Here is a 15,655-nt window from a genome sequence, read left to right as displayed (position 1 = left end):
CTTGGGAACGTACAGGCTCCAGCTAAACCGGCTCCACAAAAGCAAAGAGGCATGCCAATGCATGCCTCTTTTATTTGACGGTCACAGGCGGCTTTGGGGAGCGCACCTGTTGGTTAGGGTTGTGTTAATTCAGGCTTTCAGATTTGACGCGACGATTGGATGGCAGGAATGGCATGCCGTTATTAACGCGTTGATAACTGTGCTGAATGTCTTTTTCAGCATTGTTTTTGTTTTCGGTTGTGGTGTGAGTAGAAAATTCCTCACGAAGTCTGGTTAATAGTTTCATATTTTTCTCTTTATAAAAATAATTGTTGATCATGTTTTGGTACGAGCAAACGTCTCGGATTTGCTCTCTTTTTTGCAAAAAACGGGTTAGCATTGATAGATTAACCGATTTGTATTGCAGTTTTATGATAGTTGGTTTTTTTGCAGCCCCGAATGGAGGGATTGCCTGGTTGCTATATGTTTATATAGCAAATCGCTATAAGTGCTTGGTTTTATTGCCTTAATTTTTAATGCGATTTTCCCAAGTATATCTTGTTTTTGAGTATTAAGCAAGTTGTTTTGAATAATAGCCTAACAGTTTGATTTTTAATGGTTTTATGGTTTTTTGCAAAATACAAGCCGTGAATGTATGTAGACCGGTTGTTTCCAATAGGGATGGGTAATAGCCAAGTACAATTCAGTGAAGCAATGTTTGTCATCGGGTTACTCCCCGTGGATTATTTTCTCTATATTGGAGCGTATACAAAAATGAAAGCGTCAATAATATGAAGATTTCTTCAGGTTGCTTTAACTATTCGTTGGGCTGATAATTTTCAAAAAGGATGAAAAAAGGTTACTCCATGGACAAGAAGACTTCACCACAAACCGAAGCCGCGGTTGAAAACCGCCGGCCCATTGCCAGTCGGAAAAACCGTCTGGTCATTGGCTTTGTGTCGTTCCTGGCAAGGCAATCGTTTCCCACGCCCAATCAGATTTCCTGCATTAGCATTTTGTTTGCCGCCATCGGTGCCCTGGCACTGCTTTTTTTACCGGGCATATACGGTCTGGTTGTATGTGCTGTTGGCATACAGTTGCGGTTAATATGCAACTTGCTAGATGGAATGGTGGCGCTTGAAGGGGGCAAAAAAACGGCTACCGGAGAAATATTCAATGAGTTTCCCGACCGTATTGCCGATACCCTGTTGATTGTGGCATTGGGTTATGCCATCAATATGGCATGGCTGGGTTGGCTGGGGGCCTTGCTGGCCGCCCTAACAGCCTATATCCGTGTTTTTGGTGGCAGCTTGGGGTTACCGCAAAGCTTTCGCGGTCCCATGGCCAAACAGCACAGAATGGCCGTTTTAACCGCCGCCTGCCTGTTGGGGGCGATTGAATATCACCTTTGGTCTACACAATACTGCCTGATACTGGCCAGTGTCGTTATTGCCGCCGGTTCCTTAATCACCTGCTATACCCGTACCAAAGATATTGCCACCAAACTGGAAAATCGCAGGAGCCAGGCATGATTTCTTCTCTGCTTTCATTCACCACCCGCTTTCTGATTGGCGCTTTGCCACGCTGGCAAGCAAGCCAGCCGCAAAACCGGCAGCGGATTTATTTTGCCAACCACACCAGTCATCTGGATACCCTGGCCATCTGGTCTTCATTACCGCCTGAATTACGTAAAACAACGCGTCCGGTAGCCGCCCGCGACTATTGGGACAAAGCTGGTGTTCGGCGGCATATTGCCACACAGGGTTTAAATGTGGTGTTTATTTCCCGTGAAAAACAGTCAGGCAACCCCTTATTGCCCTTATGCGAGGCGCTTGAAAAGGGGGATTCCCTCATCATCTTTCCGGAAGGTACTCGCCATTTTTTGCCTTTACCGGCCCCATTCAAGTCGGGGCTTTACCATTTGGCCCAACAGTTCAGGGAGGTCGAGTTGATTCCTGTTTATCTGGATAATACCCGGCGCTGCCTTCCAAAAGGCAGCCTGATTCCGGTGCCTCTGGCATGTACGGTTACGTATGGCGCACCACTTGAAGCCATCGAGCACGAAGAAAAAACCGCTTTCCTGCAAAGAGCCAGAGAGGCGGTCATTGCACTGGCGCCTCATGAAATAACAACAGACTAAATTCGGTATCTGGAGCAAGTAAATTGGATAGTTTCATCTCAACGGTTATTACCCAGGCCCCCATTAAATTCTGGTGGATTTTGGCCGGCCTTATTTCATTGCTGGTATTAGCCAGTAGTATCGGGCAATATCTTGCCCGGAAAAACAATAATGAAGTCATCCGCAACCTGAATGACCGGATCAGGGCATGGTGGATCATGGTGGCCGTTCTGGTGGCCTGCTTTATTATTGGAAAAGTGGCCACCCTGTTGCTTTATGCCTTGCTGTCATTTTTTGCCCTACGTGAGTTCATTACCCTGACGCCCACTCGCAAAGGCGATCACTGGGCCTTGTGTATTTGTTTTTATATTGCCATTCCCCTGCAATACTGGCTGATTGGCGCAGACTGGTACGGGCTTTTTGTGATGTGCCTGCCGGTTTACGGGTTTTTACTGTTGCCGGCCGTGACTGCCTTGTCTGGTGACACCGATGCCTTTATTTCCCGGGTTGCCAAAATCCAGTGGGGGTTAATGCTGACGGTTTATTGCTTAAGCTATGCACCGGCCTTAATGCTATTGCCCATTCCCGGTTATGAAGGGCAGAACCTGCTGTTGTTAATGTATTTGTTGCTGGTGGTTCAATTAAGCGATATTTTTCAGTATATTTTTGGCAAGTTGTTGGGTAAAACCAAAATTGCGCCCAATGTAAGCCCCTCAAAAACAATCGAAGGTCTGATTGGTGGAGGGCTTTTGGCCATTGCGGCTGGCACCGCGTTGTGGTGGATTACGCCGTTCACCCCCTTGCAGGCGGCGTTTCTTTCATTCATTATTGTTGCCTGTGGTTTTTTGGGGGGGCTTTCCCTGTCTGCCATTAAAAGAAGCATAGGCACCAAAGACTGGGGTTATATGATTTCAGGGCATGGGGGCGTACTCGACAGACTGGATTCCGTGGTGTTTGCCGCACCGGTTTTCTTTCACCTGATCCGTTTCGCTTTTGTGCCCTGAAAAGAGCCGGCCATATGGGTATGTGCGGGTACAGCCCGGAACCGGTCCTGAAATACACGTCAGGGCGTAAAAAAACCGGACATATTGTCCGGCTAAAGAGGATGTTGGGGTGGGGGGCTATTTAATGAACATTAATAGCGTGCGTCCTTAGGTTTTTTTCCGTTCGCCCAGTCATTAACTTTGCCTGGAAAGTCGGGTCGGGGCATATGGGAAAAATATTCGGCAATATCAACGGCTTCCTGGTCGCTTAATACATCGCCTTGTCCCCATGCGCCATGCTTTTGTACCCCCATGGGCATGTTGTATTTAATAAAGGCGGCGGCCTTGTAGGTGCGTGCCATACCGGCACCGATGTTGAAGGATTCATCACCCCATAATGGTGGGAAAACAATGTTACCCCGACTGTCTTTCAGGCCCTCGCCATTGTCGCCATGACAGCTTGCGCATTGGGCGGCATAAAGTACTTTGCCATTCACCGGGTCGGGTACAAGATCTTCATTGATTTTGCCGGCATTCTGTATTTGCACCTTCTGGTCTTTGGGCACTTTTTGGCCTACCCAGTCAATGTACGCAATCATGGCTTTCATTTCACGCGAATCCGGATCCAGTGGCTTGCCATTCATGGAGCGCTGGAAACAGCCGTTAATGCGGCCAGTCAGGTCTACTTCTACTCCGGCCCGTGGCATCACTCTTGGATAGCTGTTGGTGGTGGTGAAATAAGGCGCGCCCATGTCGATCTTGCCTTGTGCCACGTGACAGCTGCTGCAGTTCATTGATGCACCCACATGTTCGGGCAACAGGCGTTTGGTTTCATTCATCAGGCGTTTGCCATAGAGAATTTCTTGCGTATTCGGCTCCTGGGCAATGGCCGTATCATCAGGAATCAGGTAGCGCCCAACGACATTTTTGTCTTTGTCCAGAATGTCAAAGCCGATGGGGCTGGCTTCCGTCAGGGAAGGTGACTGGGCAAGATAAACCCCCGCACCGATGGCAATAACGGCTGCTGCCATGACAGACCATTTGACTGTTTTATTCATGTTGATCTCCTGTAGCGGTGATATGGGGGGCTTTGCCCGCGACGAAATGACGGATTTTTGCAATATCGCCAGCATCGACAGGCGGTGCCTGGTTGGTCCAACTGTTGCGGATAAAGTTGATGACCTCGGCCAGATCCTGATCGCTCAGGTGATTAAACGCAGGCATGGTGAAGGCCATCCTGTCTGCGGGCGTGTCGGGCATTTTGCCGCCCTCAAGGGTAATCTGGATAACAGAGTGGGCATTATTGGCGAAGATGGCACTGTTCGCATCCAGTGCTGGAAAAATCCGCTCAACGCCTTTGCCATCCGCCCGGTGACAGGTCGTGCAGTGCTCGGTATATAAAATGGCGCCCCGGCTGGTATAGGTGCCATTAAGCAGATCCCCGGTTGTGGTATCTTTTTTGTCTGCCAAGGCTGTTTCCCTGCCTTTAACCGGTGGCAGCTGCTTCAGGTATTTGGCCATGCCGGTAATATCTTCAGGGGTGAAATATTGGGTGCTATGTTGTACAACATCTGCCATGGCACCAAAAGCGGCAACCTTGTCAGTACGGCCGGTAGACAGGAACTGTTCCAGTTCTTCCTGGCTCCAGGAGGCCAGACCGCGGGCCTCTCCCCGCAGGCTCTTGGCTCGCCAGCCATCAATAACGGCACCGGAAAGAAACTCATCGCCATCACTTAGCTTTACGGCCAGCTCCTGATAGGCGATACCGCGTGGGGTATGGCAGGCACTGCAGTGGCCTGGGCCTTCTACCAGATAGGCGCCACGATTGATAAGCTCATCGGCATTGGGGGCGGGTACAAAATCCCGTTTGGGTGCAAACACCAATTGCCACCAGGCCATGGGCCAGCGCCAGTTTAAAACCGGAGGGATGGTGGAAGCTGCATTTTGCTGTTTGACCGGTTTGACATCGGACATGAAATAGGCATAAAGGGCTTCCAGATCCTCGTCAGGCATAATCGCATAAGACGGGTAAGGCATGGCAGGGTATAAGGCTTGTCCATCACCCCGCACACCGTGTTTGACTGCACCAATAAACTGGGCCAAAGAGTAATTGCCAATACCGTTTTCCTTGTCGGGCGTAATATTGGTTGAGTAAATGGCGCCTACGGGTGTTTCCATGGCCAGTCCACCCGCATATTCTGCGCCAGCAGGGCTGGTGTGACAGGCAACGCAGTCTGCCGTCCGGGCAATATAAGCACCGCGCTTGATGAGTTCATCATTGTTAAGATTTACTTTTGCGGCCGTGTCCGGGACTCTGGTTTGTGGAAGGATGGCTGCCCCGCCATAAGCCACGGCAAACAGGACTGCAGCGGCAATCAGGCTTTTATGCAGTGTTCTCATGTTACATTCCTATAAAAATACATGGTTCTACAGTAAGGCTGGCCGGCCAATGGCCAAGCGCCAGTACAAACTGGATGTTGATGAGTTCATTCTCAGACGTAATGGAAGCAGGGGATATTGTGGAACTCCACATAAGTTGGGTAGTTTTGATTTAGGACAAATAAACAATGAAATTTTCCTGCTGGCGTTTTTGCCGGGTTTTGCTGCTGCTATGGCTGGCGGCTTATTCGGGCATGTTAAGCGCCAAAACCTGGTATGTGGGCATTCTGGCGCCACGTGGGGTGCAGGCGGCCCAGCAGGAATGGCAGCCATGGCTTAACTGGCTGTCAACCCAATGGGAAAATGAAACCTTTATCCTGGTGCCCATGCAGCTGGCCGATGCAGAACAAATGATTGCCGATAAGCGGGTTAATTTTGTGCTCGCGCCACAGGCACAGTTTTTATCCATGAAAACAGGCGTGGAAATGCGCTGGCTGGCTACCCTGAGCCGGATGGATATGGCACAACCAAAGGCAGCCGAACTGGTGGGAAGTGCAGTATGGGTACGCAAAGACAGCGGCTTGCAAGACATTGCACAGCTGCGTGGCAAGACGATTGCCGCCGTGCAGAAAAATGCATTTGGCGGTTTTTTGCTGGGCTATAAATTGTTGTACGATGCACAACTGCGTGAAAACCGGGATTATTCACTGGTGTTTACCGGTTATCCCATTGACCAGACCCTATTGCTGCTTGATCGCAAACAGGTGGATGCCGCGATTGCTCCTTTGTGTCTGATGGAAGAAATGCAGTCCCAGGGAGTTGTGGACAGTTCGCAATTTCAACTGTTGCACCCGGTTAATAATCATAGCGTTTGTGCTGGTAGTACCGAACTGTTCCCGAACTGGTCACTGGCCGCCTTGCCTGATGTGCCCGATAGCCTGGCTACTCGCCTGGGTTCTTTGTTATTGCAAAATCAGGCAGATGCCTTGTTGCCAGGGTGGTCTCCGGTAGTAGCCTCGACCCGGGTAGAGGAGATATTGCATCGCATTCACCGACATCCTTTTCAGCAGTCGGTTTGGGCAGGCATTAAGAACTGGGTGAGCGAGTATAAAACCTGGGTGGGTATTACCTTGCTGTTAGTTGCCTTGTCTTTTCTGAATTATGCCTGGGTAAGCTGGTTGGCCTGGCGCAGGCAAAAACAGATAACCCAGGCCTATGAACAAATGCGAACCTATGAACGCATGATGATGCATGCGGACAGGCTGAATATTCTTGGTGAAATGGCGTCGGGTATTGCTCATGAGGTCAATCAGCCGGTATCGGTTATTCGGCATTATGCCGAAGGTACCCGGTATCGCCTGCAAAAGCAGCAAACACATACGGAATTGATTCCGGTGCTGGACAAAGTGATTGAGCAGGTAGAGCGCATTACGCAAATTATTGAGAATTTGCGTAAATGGGCCAAGTCTGAACGCAATGACCAGAGTGTGCCTGTCAACATTGCCCAGGCGGTTGCCAAAAGTGTTCAATTTGTCCGTTTGCAAAATGACCGGCACCTTATGGATATACATATCAATATCCCGGCTGACCTGGTCCTGCTTACTGTGCCCAGTGTGATAGAGCAGGTGCTGGTAAACAGCCTGCTTAATTGTTGGCAACAGCAGGCTACCCAGGTGGATATGTCAATCCGGTCTTTTGATGAGCCGTTTCTGGGCATCACGATCACTGATAATGCAGGCGGCTTCAGCCAGGAGCAGCTTGATTTTCCGTTTGTGCCATTTCGGACAAACAAGGATCAGGGGCTTGGGTTGGGGCTGGTGATTTGTGAGCGCTTGATGCGCGTGATAGGAGGGGGTTTGTTATTGGATAATCGCAGTGATGGCATTGCGGGTGCCGTGGTCACGTTAAAATTGCCGCTTAAAAAACACAGCAACCCAAAAGGAGTTAAAGCGTCATCATGAAACCGGATACCTTGCCTATTCATATTGTTGATGATGATGTCTCGGTAAGAGAGGCGTTGCTGTATTTGTTGCAAAGCCTTGGTTATGATGCCTTTACCTGGCCCGATGGCTGCACATTCCTGGAGAGGGCCCAGATTGATCAGGGAGGGGTTGTTATTCTTGATATTCGCATGCCTCATTTAAGCGGACAGGAGCTTTACCAGCTTTTAATTGAAGCAAAAAGTACGTTGGCCGTTATTATTCTTACTGGACATGCCGATGTACCCATGGCGGTTGAAATGCTGAAAAAAGGAGTGGTGGATTTTTTGCAGAAACCGGTTTCCCTTGCCCAAATGGCCGTCGCCCTTGAAAATGCGCAGGCGCAGGCAGAACGGAACTTGCTTTGCTGTCGTTTAAGAAGTCTTTATGCGTCTTTGTCGCCAAGGGAAAAACAGGTTGCTGAACTGGTTTTGCAGGGTAAAACCAACAAGATGATTGCCGATGAGCTGTATATTGCCGTACGTACGGTTGAAGTCCAGCGAGCCAGTGCCATGCAGAAAATGCAGGTGGACAATCTGCCTGAATTCGTGCGGGCGGTTAACCAGGCCTGCATGAAACTATAAACAAAAAGAGGCAGGGGGCCTCTTTTTGCTTTGGCAGGCATACCTTAATATTTGATGTTTAACCTTGCCCAGGCAGTGCGGCCGGGTTCGTTGATACGGGTGTTGGCGGCATAGCCAAAAGCACCGACACCCGCCAGATTCAGGTGTTCGCTGTAGGTTTTGTCAAACAGGTTGTCGATGCCTACGGTAAGTTTGACCCGGTCATTGAACGCATAGCCGGCATTCAGGGCCAGTGTGCCAAAGCCGGCACTGGGCCCAAAATCTTTGCTGGCAACATTACCGTGGTTGGTGGCATATCGTTTTTGCGGTGCCACCAGGCGCCATAAGGCACCGGCCGACCAGATTCCGTCATCATATTGGACACTAAGGCGTGTTTCAAGCGGCGGAATTTGCGCCATGGGGCGGCCGTCATCACTGTTTTTGCCCCAGGCATAGGCTAAAGTGCCGTTTAGCTTGAGTTGGTCGGATACCTCATACGAGGCACCCATTTCTGCTCCCATAATGCGGGCATTAACATTACGTACTTGTTTAACGCCGCCACCTAATGAAGCATAGTCAAACAGGATGAAATCCTTCATATAACCAACATAGCCGGAAAGCCAGGCTTCCAGGTGTTCGCCTTTGTATTGGGCACCAAAATCAAGCTGGGTTGTTTTTTCAGGCTTGATCCCCCTGAAGGCGTTGACTGAACCCTCGGGCCCGGCACCGGGAGAAACCAGTTCCCAGAAGTCGGGGAAACGTTCGACATGACCCAGACCCGCATAGACCGTGGTGGACATATCGTTAAGCTCATGCTCGTAGCGGATAAAGCCGCTGGTAAGCGTGTCGTCTCGTTTATGGCCTTTGCTGGGCGAACCTGCCCGGTAATCTTTGGCGGTAGCCCGGTCAAGCCGCAGGCCGCCAATCAGTTTGCCTGATGCCGAGGTTTGCCAGACAAGTTCGCCAAATAGGCCAGTATTGCTGAACTTGGCATTGTCTTGCCAGGGCATTTCGGTGGCGGAAATCCATTCCATTCCGTTGCGTGCAAATTTGCGCAGCTCATGTTTGCTTTTCTGGAAATCAAGGCCGGTGACCAGGCTTAAATTGTCATTGAAGCGGAAGGTGCCAGCCACCCTGCCTCCCCAGGTTGTGCGCCTTGGGTTGGATTCCATTTTCATGGTGTAGTCCCGCATGCGGAAATTGTCCATGACATGATCAGCCTGGTTGTAATAAAGATGGGCTTCAAACTCATCAAACACAGTCCCAATGTTTTGTTTTTTGAATCTTAGCCCATAGCTTTTACGCTTGAATTTTGTGCCATCCATGCCGCGGGTCGCGTAGGCGGTCTTGGCATCACCGGTACCGGCGGTTAATTCAAGAAGGGTGTTGGCATCGGGCGTAATGCCCAGGGAAAGATCGGCATTCCATTTGTCCCAGTGGGAGTGAACCTTGTTGCCATCGCCATCTTTGTAGTCCTGGGCGTGTGAGTGGTTGGCGGTGACACGGGCATAAAATTTGTCATTGCCTGTTTCAATATCGGCGGTCTGGTCATTCCTGCCCCATGAGCCGCCCACTAAAGAACCCTCGAAATTAATATTTTTACCTTCTTCAAAAACGGGCGGATTGCGGTCAAAGCGTACGGTTCCCGCCGAGGCACCCGGCCCCCAGATAACGGTTTGCGGTCCTTTTACAACGGTCAGTTCATCAAAGTTCTCGGGCGCAATGTATGAGCCCGGATTATCCATGCGTCCACCGCAGGCACCCGGCATATTGGAACCATTGGCCAGCATATTGATGCGTGATCCGAACATGCCGCGTAAAACAGGATCGCTATTGGAGCCGCCATTGCGCAGGGCTGAAAAACCGGGAATGGTTTTGAGGTAGTCGGTGGCGTCACTGGCGGGAATGGGCTGGCGGGGAAGTTTGGGGTTGGTGGTATAGGTAAGCGGGAAGTCTGGGGCGACCTGTGTAACCAGAATGGTTTCAAGCCGGGTAACCTTGTTGGTATCCTGGGCCATGGCAGATGCCGTCATGGCCAGTAATAAAGTGGATGAAAGCAGGGAATGCCTGAAAATAGGGGGATGGTTAAAGGGTTTCATGTTTCTGTACTTGTTGAAAATTGCATCAGCTTTGCTTCTCGTTACCCGGTAAAGGATGCAGCACAAGGCGCCTGCACAAAAAACGGGCAAGCAAAATCAGGACTTATATCGGGCAAGACAAGGCGAAATAACGGAGAGGGAGTCAGGAAAGTACAGAAGGTGGCGCGCGCGGGCCCAAAGGGGAACCGCGGATATTGAAAACCGGATAGTGGGTGTTTTTAAATGAAAATGGCCTGGCCGTGGCTGGCTTGCTAATAAGCGGTGTTGGTATCGGGGGCGGATCAATAAAAAACTGCTGTGCCAGAATACCATAAGGACATTCGTTAGCAAGCGGGGTTTCGTTGCCGACGGTGCCGGTATCGCTAATGGGAACCTGAATTGTGTAAAAACCGTGTTCAGGGTTACAGATGGTTAAGGTCATGAACCCCGATGCCGAGGCCTGGGATGCTGGCATATAACCAATGGGGATAAGACTGCGCAATACCAGGGCAAGCAAGAGAAAACAGGCGGCAATACGTGCTTTCAGGTGCTGTGTCTGCTTATATGGTTTTAAGGTGTTGGGCATTACTGAATTCTAATAATGCCCATATTCAGCGTCAATTCATGAAAAACGTTTTAATGATTGGCATGATCTACATCAAGCAACATGTTGCCATTTGTCATCATCAACTTGCGCGGAAAACCTCGCCCTTTAGGGCGGGGAGGGATAGCGCGGCATGGTAACCATGCCCAATTCCTGCGTCTCCTTTTAAGTAGGCTATCCTTGTATAACCGTAGCCATCGCTACGTTGAATAATTCGGCAGTATTTGTGCGAGATACCTTGCACGATCTCTCTACCGGTTTGAATATTGAAGCTGCCGGCGGCCCTGACGGCGACGCGCCCGGTATACGTACCTGCTTTTTTGCTGGAGGCCGGTACGATAGCCCGTACCCGATCGCCGGTTTGAAAGCCTTTGACGGATTTTTGGCGCATCAAATAGCCCCGAGGGAAACCGTACTTATTCAGGCGGGTGCGCTGGTAACTACCTCGCCCGGTACAATTTACTTGTAAGGTGGGCTGCTGCCATTGAGTCACTTCGCTTACCTCTCCAACGCAGGCGGCATCCAGGGCATGGGTTTTTGGTATGCTGAACCGGGTGCGGTTGTATTTCGTTCGGCCACCGGAGGCCAGTTCCAGCGGGAGACTGGTGGACTTTAACGCTTGCGCCAGCGCCCAGCGGGTAGCATTGACTGCTGCCGCGTCCCGCAGCGGTTGCTTGGCTTGCGCTTGAATCCGCGCCAATCTTAGGGGATCCTTGGCTAAAAAAGTGCTCAAGGGTTGGGCAGCCTTTTTCAGGTTGCATGGGCCACACGCCAGGGCCAGGTTACTGATCCGGTTTGAGCCGCCGCGTGCCCGGGGTTGAAGGTGCTCAATCTGTAACGGCGTTTGAGTCGCATCGCAGTACACGCATTTGCGCCCCCATTTTTCCAGTAAATATTCACGCACCTCGTACCCCGCCAAGGCGCCTTGTTGATACTCGACGCCAGAAATCTCCGGATTTTGCATCTGTTGCATATCAAAGCGCACCAGCTCTGAGCTCAAGGCCGTGATCGGCGCCCAACGGGACAGGCGTGTCACCCAGGCTGCCGTGGTATCTACCCGATGCTGTAAGGATGGCGCTAGCCAGCCTTTAGGTTTGCTGCGGTTTAAGAATCGGGGTGCGCGGTAGCGTAATTGACCCCTGCGGCGACGGCGCATCTGTCGGCGGGCGGTCAGCGCTTCGCTAATCCGGTGGCCGCGATGCACCAGCTCAATTAAAGCCAGTACAGCCGCCTGGCGCTGAACCTCGCCGGTATCCGGATTAACAGTGCTTGATTCTCGCGCGACTGCGACGCCCGTTGTTTTACTGCCGGGATCCAGTTTGATGCGCACCGGCTGAAGGGCGCTCTCATCCCGGCGGCGATCCTTTAATCGAATCACCAACGGCATATGACGATGAATCACCGCCCGTTTCGTGCTTACCCGAAGCGTGTCTGCAGCGGTGATTTCCAGGGCCTGGGACTGAGGAAGCATCCCAGGGTGGGTCTACGGACTTACGTACAACATAGTGCCTAAGCACTCGGTCTGGACAATCTCAGGCCTGTGAAGTGTTAACACCACAAGCCTCGCCCTTCAGGGCGGGGTGATTGACTGTTTAAACTACATAATGGTCGCTTCGGGCTCGACGCCGATAATTTCCTTGATGCGGTTGTTTTCACCCATGATGGCCACTTTGGGTTGATGAGTTTCGGCTTCTTTGGCATCAACATAAACATAAGACATAATAATGACAATGTCGCCTTTCTGAACCAGGCGGGCTGCCGCACCGTTAAGGCAAATCACGCCACTGCCACGCTTGCCCGGGATAATATAGGTTTCAAGCCGGGCGCCGTTATTATTATTGACAATATGCACCTTTTCATTGGCCAGCATGCCAACGGCGTCCAGGATATCCTGGTCGATGGTGACAGAGCCGACGTAGTCCAAATTCGCCTCGGTCACTTGAGCGCGGTGAATTTTGCTATTCATCATCATTCGAAACATTTGTTTGTTACCTTTATACAAAACACAATACTTGCGGTATTCATTGAAAAATATAGATGCATGAGCCCCTTTACATGATATTCAGGGTGACAATGAGAGGCTGGAGAATTGCAAATATAAATTGGACAGGGCTAATTATATGATTTATTGGGCAATTTTTTAGTCTGTAAAGCGCACTGACAAAAAAAATTCAGGCAAAATGGTGAGGCTTAATATAAAACCGGGTAGATGGAATTTCCACATACCCGGTTTTGATCCGTTTAGCTGTTTGCTTGAGGGCTGGGGGCAGGCCTTAGGTGGCCTGGACCTGCCTGCCTTCTTACGCTTCGGTATTTACATTCGCTTTTAATTTGCGGCTGGCAAAGAATTTACCCATTAGCACAATAGCCACTGCGCCAATCACTTCCGCGGCCAGCTTCAGTGTGGTGGAAGGCTCGCCAATTTTTTCTACAATGAAAATATCGGTTAACAGCATGCCACCGGCAATCCAGCCCAGCAAAGCAGCGCCCAGGGTAATGACCCATGGGAATTTGTCGATCAGTTTCAAGACGATGGTGCTGCCCCAGATAATAATAGGTACACTCACGACCAGACCGAAGATAACCAGGCCAATCTGGTGATCGGGGTTGGCGGTTTGGGCGGCGCCGGCAATGGCAATCACGTTGTCCAGACTCATCACGAAGTCTGCCACAATAATGGTTTTAACGGCAGCCATAATCGAGGTGTTGCCTGCGATATTGCCGTGGGCATCTCCTTCGGGAATCAGCAGCTTAACGCCAACCCATACCAGTAGCAAAGCACCGATAATTTTCAGGAATGGGATGCTTAGCAAGGTCAGGGCAAAAGCAATCAGGACAACCCTCAGGCCAATGGCACCGGCAGTGCCCCATAAAATACCCTGCATGCGCTGTTTTTTGGGAAGATTACGGCAAGCCAGAGCGATAACCACGGCATTGTCGCCACCAAGCAGAATATCAATCAGAATAATCTGAAAGACAGCAGCCCAGCTAAGTGTTTGTAAAAATTCAAGCATCAGTTACCCTTTGAAATAACAGAAATTGGAAAGAGAAACGGATCTGGCTTGAGTCTTTTTGAGCGGTTTCCTTATGAATAAAAGGGGAATGTACCGGACAAAAAAAACAAAAAGGCCTGATCCATCAGGACACAGGCCATCTTAAATAGAGAAGACGTACCTTGCCCGTAATGGCAAGGTCTTGCTTGCAACATTTGGTATGTTGCCCGGGCACCGGACGCTTGCGTTATAGACAAACAATCGAAATGACGATGCGGCGGAAGAAAGCTACTCCCCTTGATTTGCGTAATTATATGGGAAGCTTGAGCGAAGTCAAGAAGTAATTGCATAAATCATGGTAAACCCCGTGTCGCTATTAATGAATGTTGCTGAATGGTGAACGCGAAATACATGTTACGATAATTGGCAGTTTAATTGGATCGGGAGTTTGCATGTGGAATGAGCGTTTTTCAGGTGAAGAGTACGTATACGGTACTGAACCCAATGATTTCCTGAAAGAGAACAGGGATTTGTTCAATACGCTGGCAATGCCTCAAAAGATTTTATGTCTTGGCGAGGGGGAAGGGCGCAATGCGGTTTTTCTGGCCCAACAGGGCAATCAGGTCTGGGCACTGGATTATGCGCAGGCCGGCCTTGAGAAAACCCGCCAGCTGGCTGCCCTGAAGCAGACCCGGGTACACACGATTCATGCCGATCTCACGACTCATGAGTTACCCGAGGCTGAATATGATGCGGTTATCATGGTTTTTTGTCATTTGCCTTCGGCAAACCGGCCTTTTCTGTATGAGCAGGTCCTTAAAACACTCAAGCCAGGGGGCATTCTGCTGGCTGAACTGTATACGCCTGAGCAGCTTGAGTACCGTACCGGCGGCCCTGGCAATGTGGACATGCTGGTAAGCAAAGAAGAGCTGGAAAAGGCGTTTGCATTATATTCCCTTCTTGTCAGCAGGGAGTGTGTACGGGACATTTATGAAGGAAAGCTTCATACCGGCAAGGGAGCCGTGGTTCAGTTTATTGCCCGCAAGACGTAAACCGGGTGTATGGATATTGACGGATATTTTTTTTACAGTAGTAAAATAAGGCTTGTATTAAACAGGCCTTATTTTGTACGTATCCGGAGAAAAAATGCGGCATCAGCTGAACACCGAAATTGGAACTTTACTGGACAAGGTCCGTGCCAGTACCCCGTTGATTCATCATATTACCAATTATGTGACGGTGAATGACTGCGCCAACATGACCCTGGCAATTGGGGCTTCGCCGGTCATGGCGGACAGCATTCATGAAGTCAGGGATATGGTGTCAATTGCCTCTGCCCTGGTGATTAATACGGGCACCTTGAATGAGGCAACGGTGGCTTCCATGCTGGCAGCGGCAAAACAGGCCAATGCAAAAGGAATCCCGCTGGTCCTGGATCCGGTGGGGGCGGGGGCCACGCCCTACCGGACAGAAACGGTGCGTCAATTGTTGCAGCAGGCCCGCTTTTCTGTCATTCGCGGCAATCTGTCAGAAATACGGGTATTGGCCGGACTGGATGAACAAACCAGGGGGGTTGATGCCACGGCAGTGTTTGACACTAATAGCCAGCAACAGGAAATGCAGGCATTTATTGAAAACACCGCGCGTAAATTGAATACCACGCTGGCGGTGACGGGGGCTATTGATATTGTTTCTGATGGCAGGCGGATCTGTTTTATAAAAAATGGCCGGCCCGAAATGGCGCGGGTAACCGGGACGGGTTGTATGTGCAGCTCCCTTGTGGGGGCCTTTTTGCCGATGGCAGAATCACCTTTTATCGCGGCAGTTGCTGCGGTGGCATGCATGGGTACTGCCGGAGAAATTGCTTACGGAAATTTGCTGCCGCAGGAAGGCAATGCCAGCTATCGCAACCGGATTATTGATGCAGTTTATAACCTGACCGCAGCACAGATTGCTGAACAGGCCAGGTTGAAATAAA

Annotated in this window: 15 protein-coding genes; 7 read left to right on the top strand and 8 right to left on the bottom strand. The window is 50.4% G+C overall.

The genetic code is table 11. From position 1 onward, the window contains the following. Window positions 1-124: 124 nt before the first annotated feature. Window positions 125-286, bottom strand: a complete 162-nt coding sequence (locus JHL22_RS04270) for a hypothetical protein (protein ID WP_200234169.1) — start codon at window positions 284-286, stop codon at window positions 125-127. Window positions 287-845: 559 nt separating this feature from the next. Between JHL22_RS04270 and JHL22_RS04265 the strand changes: the two genes are divergently transcribed. The 3 genes from JHL22_RS04265 to JHL22_RS04255 are packed head-to-tail and all read left to right on the top strand — an operon-like array spanning window position 846 to window position 3,102. After that, the gene (locus tag JHL22_RS04265; RefSeq protein ID WP_200234167.1) at window positions 846-1,511 is read left to right on the top strand and encodes a CDP-alcohol phosphatidyltransferase family protein; all 666 of its coding nucleotides are present in this window, start codon (window positions 846-848) and stop codon (window positions 1,509-1,511) included. Then, on the top strand, window positions 1,508-2,119 hold the full coding sequence (locus JHL22_RS04260; RefSeq protein WP_200234165.1) for a lysophospholipid acyltransferase family protein: 612 nt from the start codon (window positions 1,508-1,510) through the stop codon (window positions 2,117-2,119). The genes JHL22_RS04265 and JHL22_RS04260 overlap by 4 nt, the downstream gene beginning before the upstream one ends. A 23-nt stretch (window positions 2,120-2,142) precedes the next feature. After that, window positions 2,143-3,102 carry a phosphatidate cytidylyltransferase gene (locus JHL22_RS04255; RefSeq protein ID WP_234041098.1) on the top strand — a complete coding sequence of 320 codons (960 nt, stop codon included), beginning with the start codon at window positions 2,143-2,145 and terminating at the stop codon, window positions 3,100-3,102. Window positions 3,103-3,233: 131 nt separating this feature from the next. Here JHL22_RS04255 and JHL22_RS04250 read toward each other — a convergent pair whose 3' ends face one another. Together JHL22_RS04250 and JHL22_RS04245 are read right to left on the bottom strand one after the other, a co-directional pair. After that, on the bottom strand, window positions 3,234-4,139 hold the full coding sequence (locus JHL22_RS04250) for a c-type cytochrome (RefSeq protein ID WP_200234163.1): 906 nt from the start codon (window positions 4,137-4,139) through the stop codon (window positions 3,234-3,236). Continuing rightward, complete coding sequence (locus JHL22_RS04245; protein WP_200234161.1) at window positions 4,132-5,481, bottom strand: c-type cytochrome; 1,350 nt, start codon at window positions 5,479-5,481, stop codon at window positions 4,132-4,134. Before JHL22_RS04245 ends, JHL22_RS04250 begins: the two co-directional genes overlap by 8 nt. A gap of 167 nt (window positions 5,482-5,648) precedes the next feature. Here JHL22_RS04245 and JHL22_RS04240 point away from each other — a divergent pair, with 167 nt between their 5' ends. Beyond that, complete coding sequence (locus tag JHL22_RS04240) at window positions 5,649-7,421, top strand: sensor histidine kinase (RefSeq protein WP_200234159.1); 1,773 nt, start codon at window positions 5,649-5,651, stop codon at window positions 7,419-7,421. Next, a complete protein-coding gene (locus JHL22_RS04235) occupies window positions 7,418-8,023 on the top strand; it encodes a response regulator (protein WP_200234157.1) in 606 nt (201 codons plus the stop codon). The genes JHL22_RS04240 and JHL22_RS04235 overlap by 4 nt, the downstream gene beginning before the upstream one ends. A gap of 44 nt (window positions 8,024-8,067) precedes the next feature. Here JHL22_RS04235 and JHL22_RS04230 read toward each other — a convergent pair whose 3' ends face one another. From JHL22_RS04230 to JHL22_RS04210, 5 genes are all read right to left on the bottom strand, one after another. Then, the gene (locus tag JHL22_RS04230) at window positions 8,068-10,101 is read right to left on the bottom strand and encodes a TonB-dependent copper receptor (RefSeq protein WP_329610633.1); all 2,034 of its coding nucleotides are present in this window, start codon (window positions 10,099-10,101) and stop codon (window positions 8,068-8,070) included. A gap of 142 nt (window positions 10,102-10,243) precedes the next feature. Then, window positions 10,244-10,666, bottom strand: a complete 423-nt coding sequence (locus JHL22_RS04225; RefSeq protein ID WP_200234155.1) for a DUF2946 family protein — start codon at window positions 10,664-10,666, stop codon at window positions 10,244-10,246. Window positions 10,667-10,766: 100 nt separating this feature from the next. Beyond that, entirely contained in the window at window positions 10,767-12,155 is a 1,389-nt protein-coding gene (gene iscB, locus JHL22_RS04220; RefSeq protein ID WP_200234153.1) for an RNA-guided endonuclease IscB, read from the bottom strand. 126 nt (window positions 12,156-12,281) lie between these two features. Then, window positions 12,282-12,665, bottom strand: coding sequence for an aspartate 1-decarboxylase (panD, locus tag JHL22_RS04215; RefSeq protein WP_200234151.1), 384 nt, complete (start codon window positions 12,663-12,665; stop codon window positions 12,282-12,284). A 319-nt stretch (window positions 12,666-12,984) separates the two neighbouring features. After that, window positions 12,985-13,698 (bottom strand): TerC family protein, encoded by a 714-nt coding sequence (locus tag JHL22_RS04210; RefSeq protein ID WP_200234149.1) that lies wholly within the window; start codon window positions 13,696-13,698, stop codon window positions 12,985-12,987. A 431-nt stretch (window positions 13,699-14,129) separates the two neighbouring features. On the opposite strand from JHL22_RS04210, the gene JHL22_RS04205 reads away from it, so the two are divergent. After that, entirely contained in the window at window positions 14,130-14,729 is a 600-nt protein-coding gene (locus JHL22_RS04205; RefSeq protein WP_200234147.1) for a class I SAM-dependent methyltransferase, read from the top strand. A 94-nt stretch (window positions 14,730-14,823) separates the two neighbouring features. Further along, entirely contained in the window at window positions 14,824-15,654 is an 831-nt protein-coding gene (gene thiM / locus JHL22_RS04200; protein WP_200234145.1) for a hydroxyethylthiazole kinase, read from the top strand. Window position 15,655 lies beyond the last annotated feature (1 nt).

The sequence above is a fragment of the Advenella mandrilli genome (assembly GCF_016595155.1).
In the GTDB taxonomy this organism is placed as follows: Bacteria; Pseudomonadota; Gammaproteobacteria; order Burkholderiales; family Burkholderiaceae_B; genus Advenella; species Advenella mandrilli.
Note: the sequence above shows the minus strand (reverse complement) of the source record. Positions and strands in the feature narration are given on the sequence as shown.

What these genes read in the sequence shown, in the direction of transcription:
- JHL22_RS04225 (WP_200234155.1), bottom strand. Translation starts at nt 10,666, where the DNA reads ATGCCCAACACCTTAAAACCATATAAGCAGACACAGCACCTGAAAGCA.
- JHL22_RS04230 (WP_329610633.1), bottom strand. Translation starts at nt 10,101, where the DNA reads ATGAAACCCTTTAACCATCCCCCTATTTTCAGGCATTCCCTGCTTTCA.
- panD (WP_200234151.1), bottom strand. Translation starts at nt 12,665, where the DNA reads ATGTTTCGAATGATGATGAATAGCAAAATTCACCGCGCTCAAGTGACC.
- thiM (WP_200234145.1), top strand. Translation starts at nt 14,824, where the DNA reads ATGCGGCATCAGCTGAACACCGAAATTGGAACTTTACTGGACAAGGTC.
- JHL22_RS04270 (WP_200234169.1), bottom strand. Translation starts at nt 286, where the DNA reads ATGAAACTATTAACCAGACTTCGTGAGGAATTTTCTACTCACACCACA.
- JHL22_RS04265 (WP_200234167.1), top strand. Translation starts at nt 846, where the DNA reads ATGGACAAGAAGACTTCACCACAAACCGAAGCCGCGGTTGAAAACCGC.
- JHL22_RS04260 (WP_200234165.1), top strand. Translation starts at nt 1,508, where the DNA reads ATGATTTCTTCTCTGCTTTCATTCACCACCCGCTTTCTGATTGGCGCT.
- JHL22_RS04250 (WP_200234163.1), bottom strand. Translation starts at nt 4,139, where the DNA reads ATGAATAAAACAGTCAAATGGTCTGTCATGGCAGCAGCCGTTATTGCC.
- JHL22_RS04240 (WP_200234159.1), top strand. Translation starts at nt 5,649, where the DNA reads ATGAAATTTTCCTGCTGGCGTTTTTGCCGGGTTTTGCTGCTGCTATGG.
- JHL22_RS04245 (WP_200234161.1), bottom strand. Translation starts at nt 5,481, where the DNA reads ATGAGAACACTGCATAAAAGCCTGATTGCCGCTGCAGTCCTGTTTGCC.
- JHL22_RS04210 (WP_200234149.1), bottom strand. Translation starts at nt 13,698, where the DNA reads ATGCTTGAATTTTTACAAACACTTAGCTGGGCTGCTGTCTTTCAGATT.
- JHL22_RS04205 (WP_200234147.1), top strand. Translation starts at nt 14,130, where the DNA reads ATGTGGAATGAGCGTTTTTCAGGTGAAGAGTACGTATACGGTACTGAA.
- iscB (WP_200234153.1), bottom strand. Translation starts at nt 12,155, where the DNA reads ATGCTTCCTCAGTCCCAGGCCCTGGAAATCACCGCTGCAGACACGCTT.
- JHL22_RS04235 (WP_200234157.1), top strand. Translation starts at nt 7,418, where the DNA reads ATGAAACCGGATACCTTGCCTATTCATATTGTTGATGATGATGTCTCG.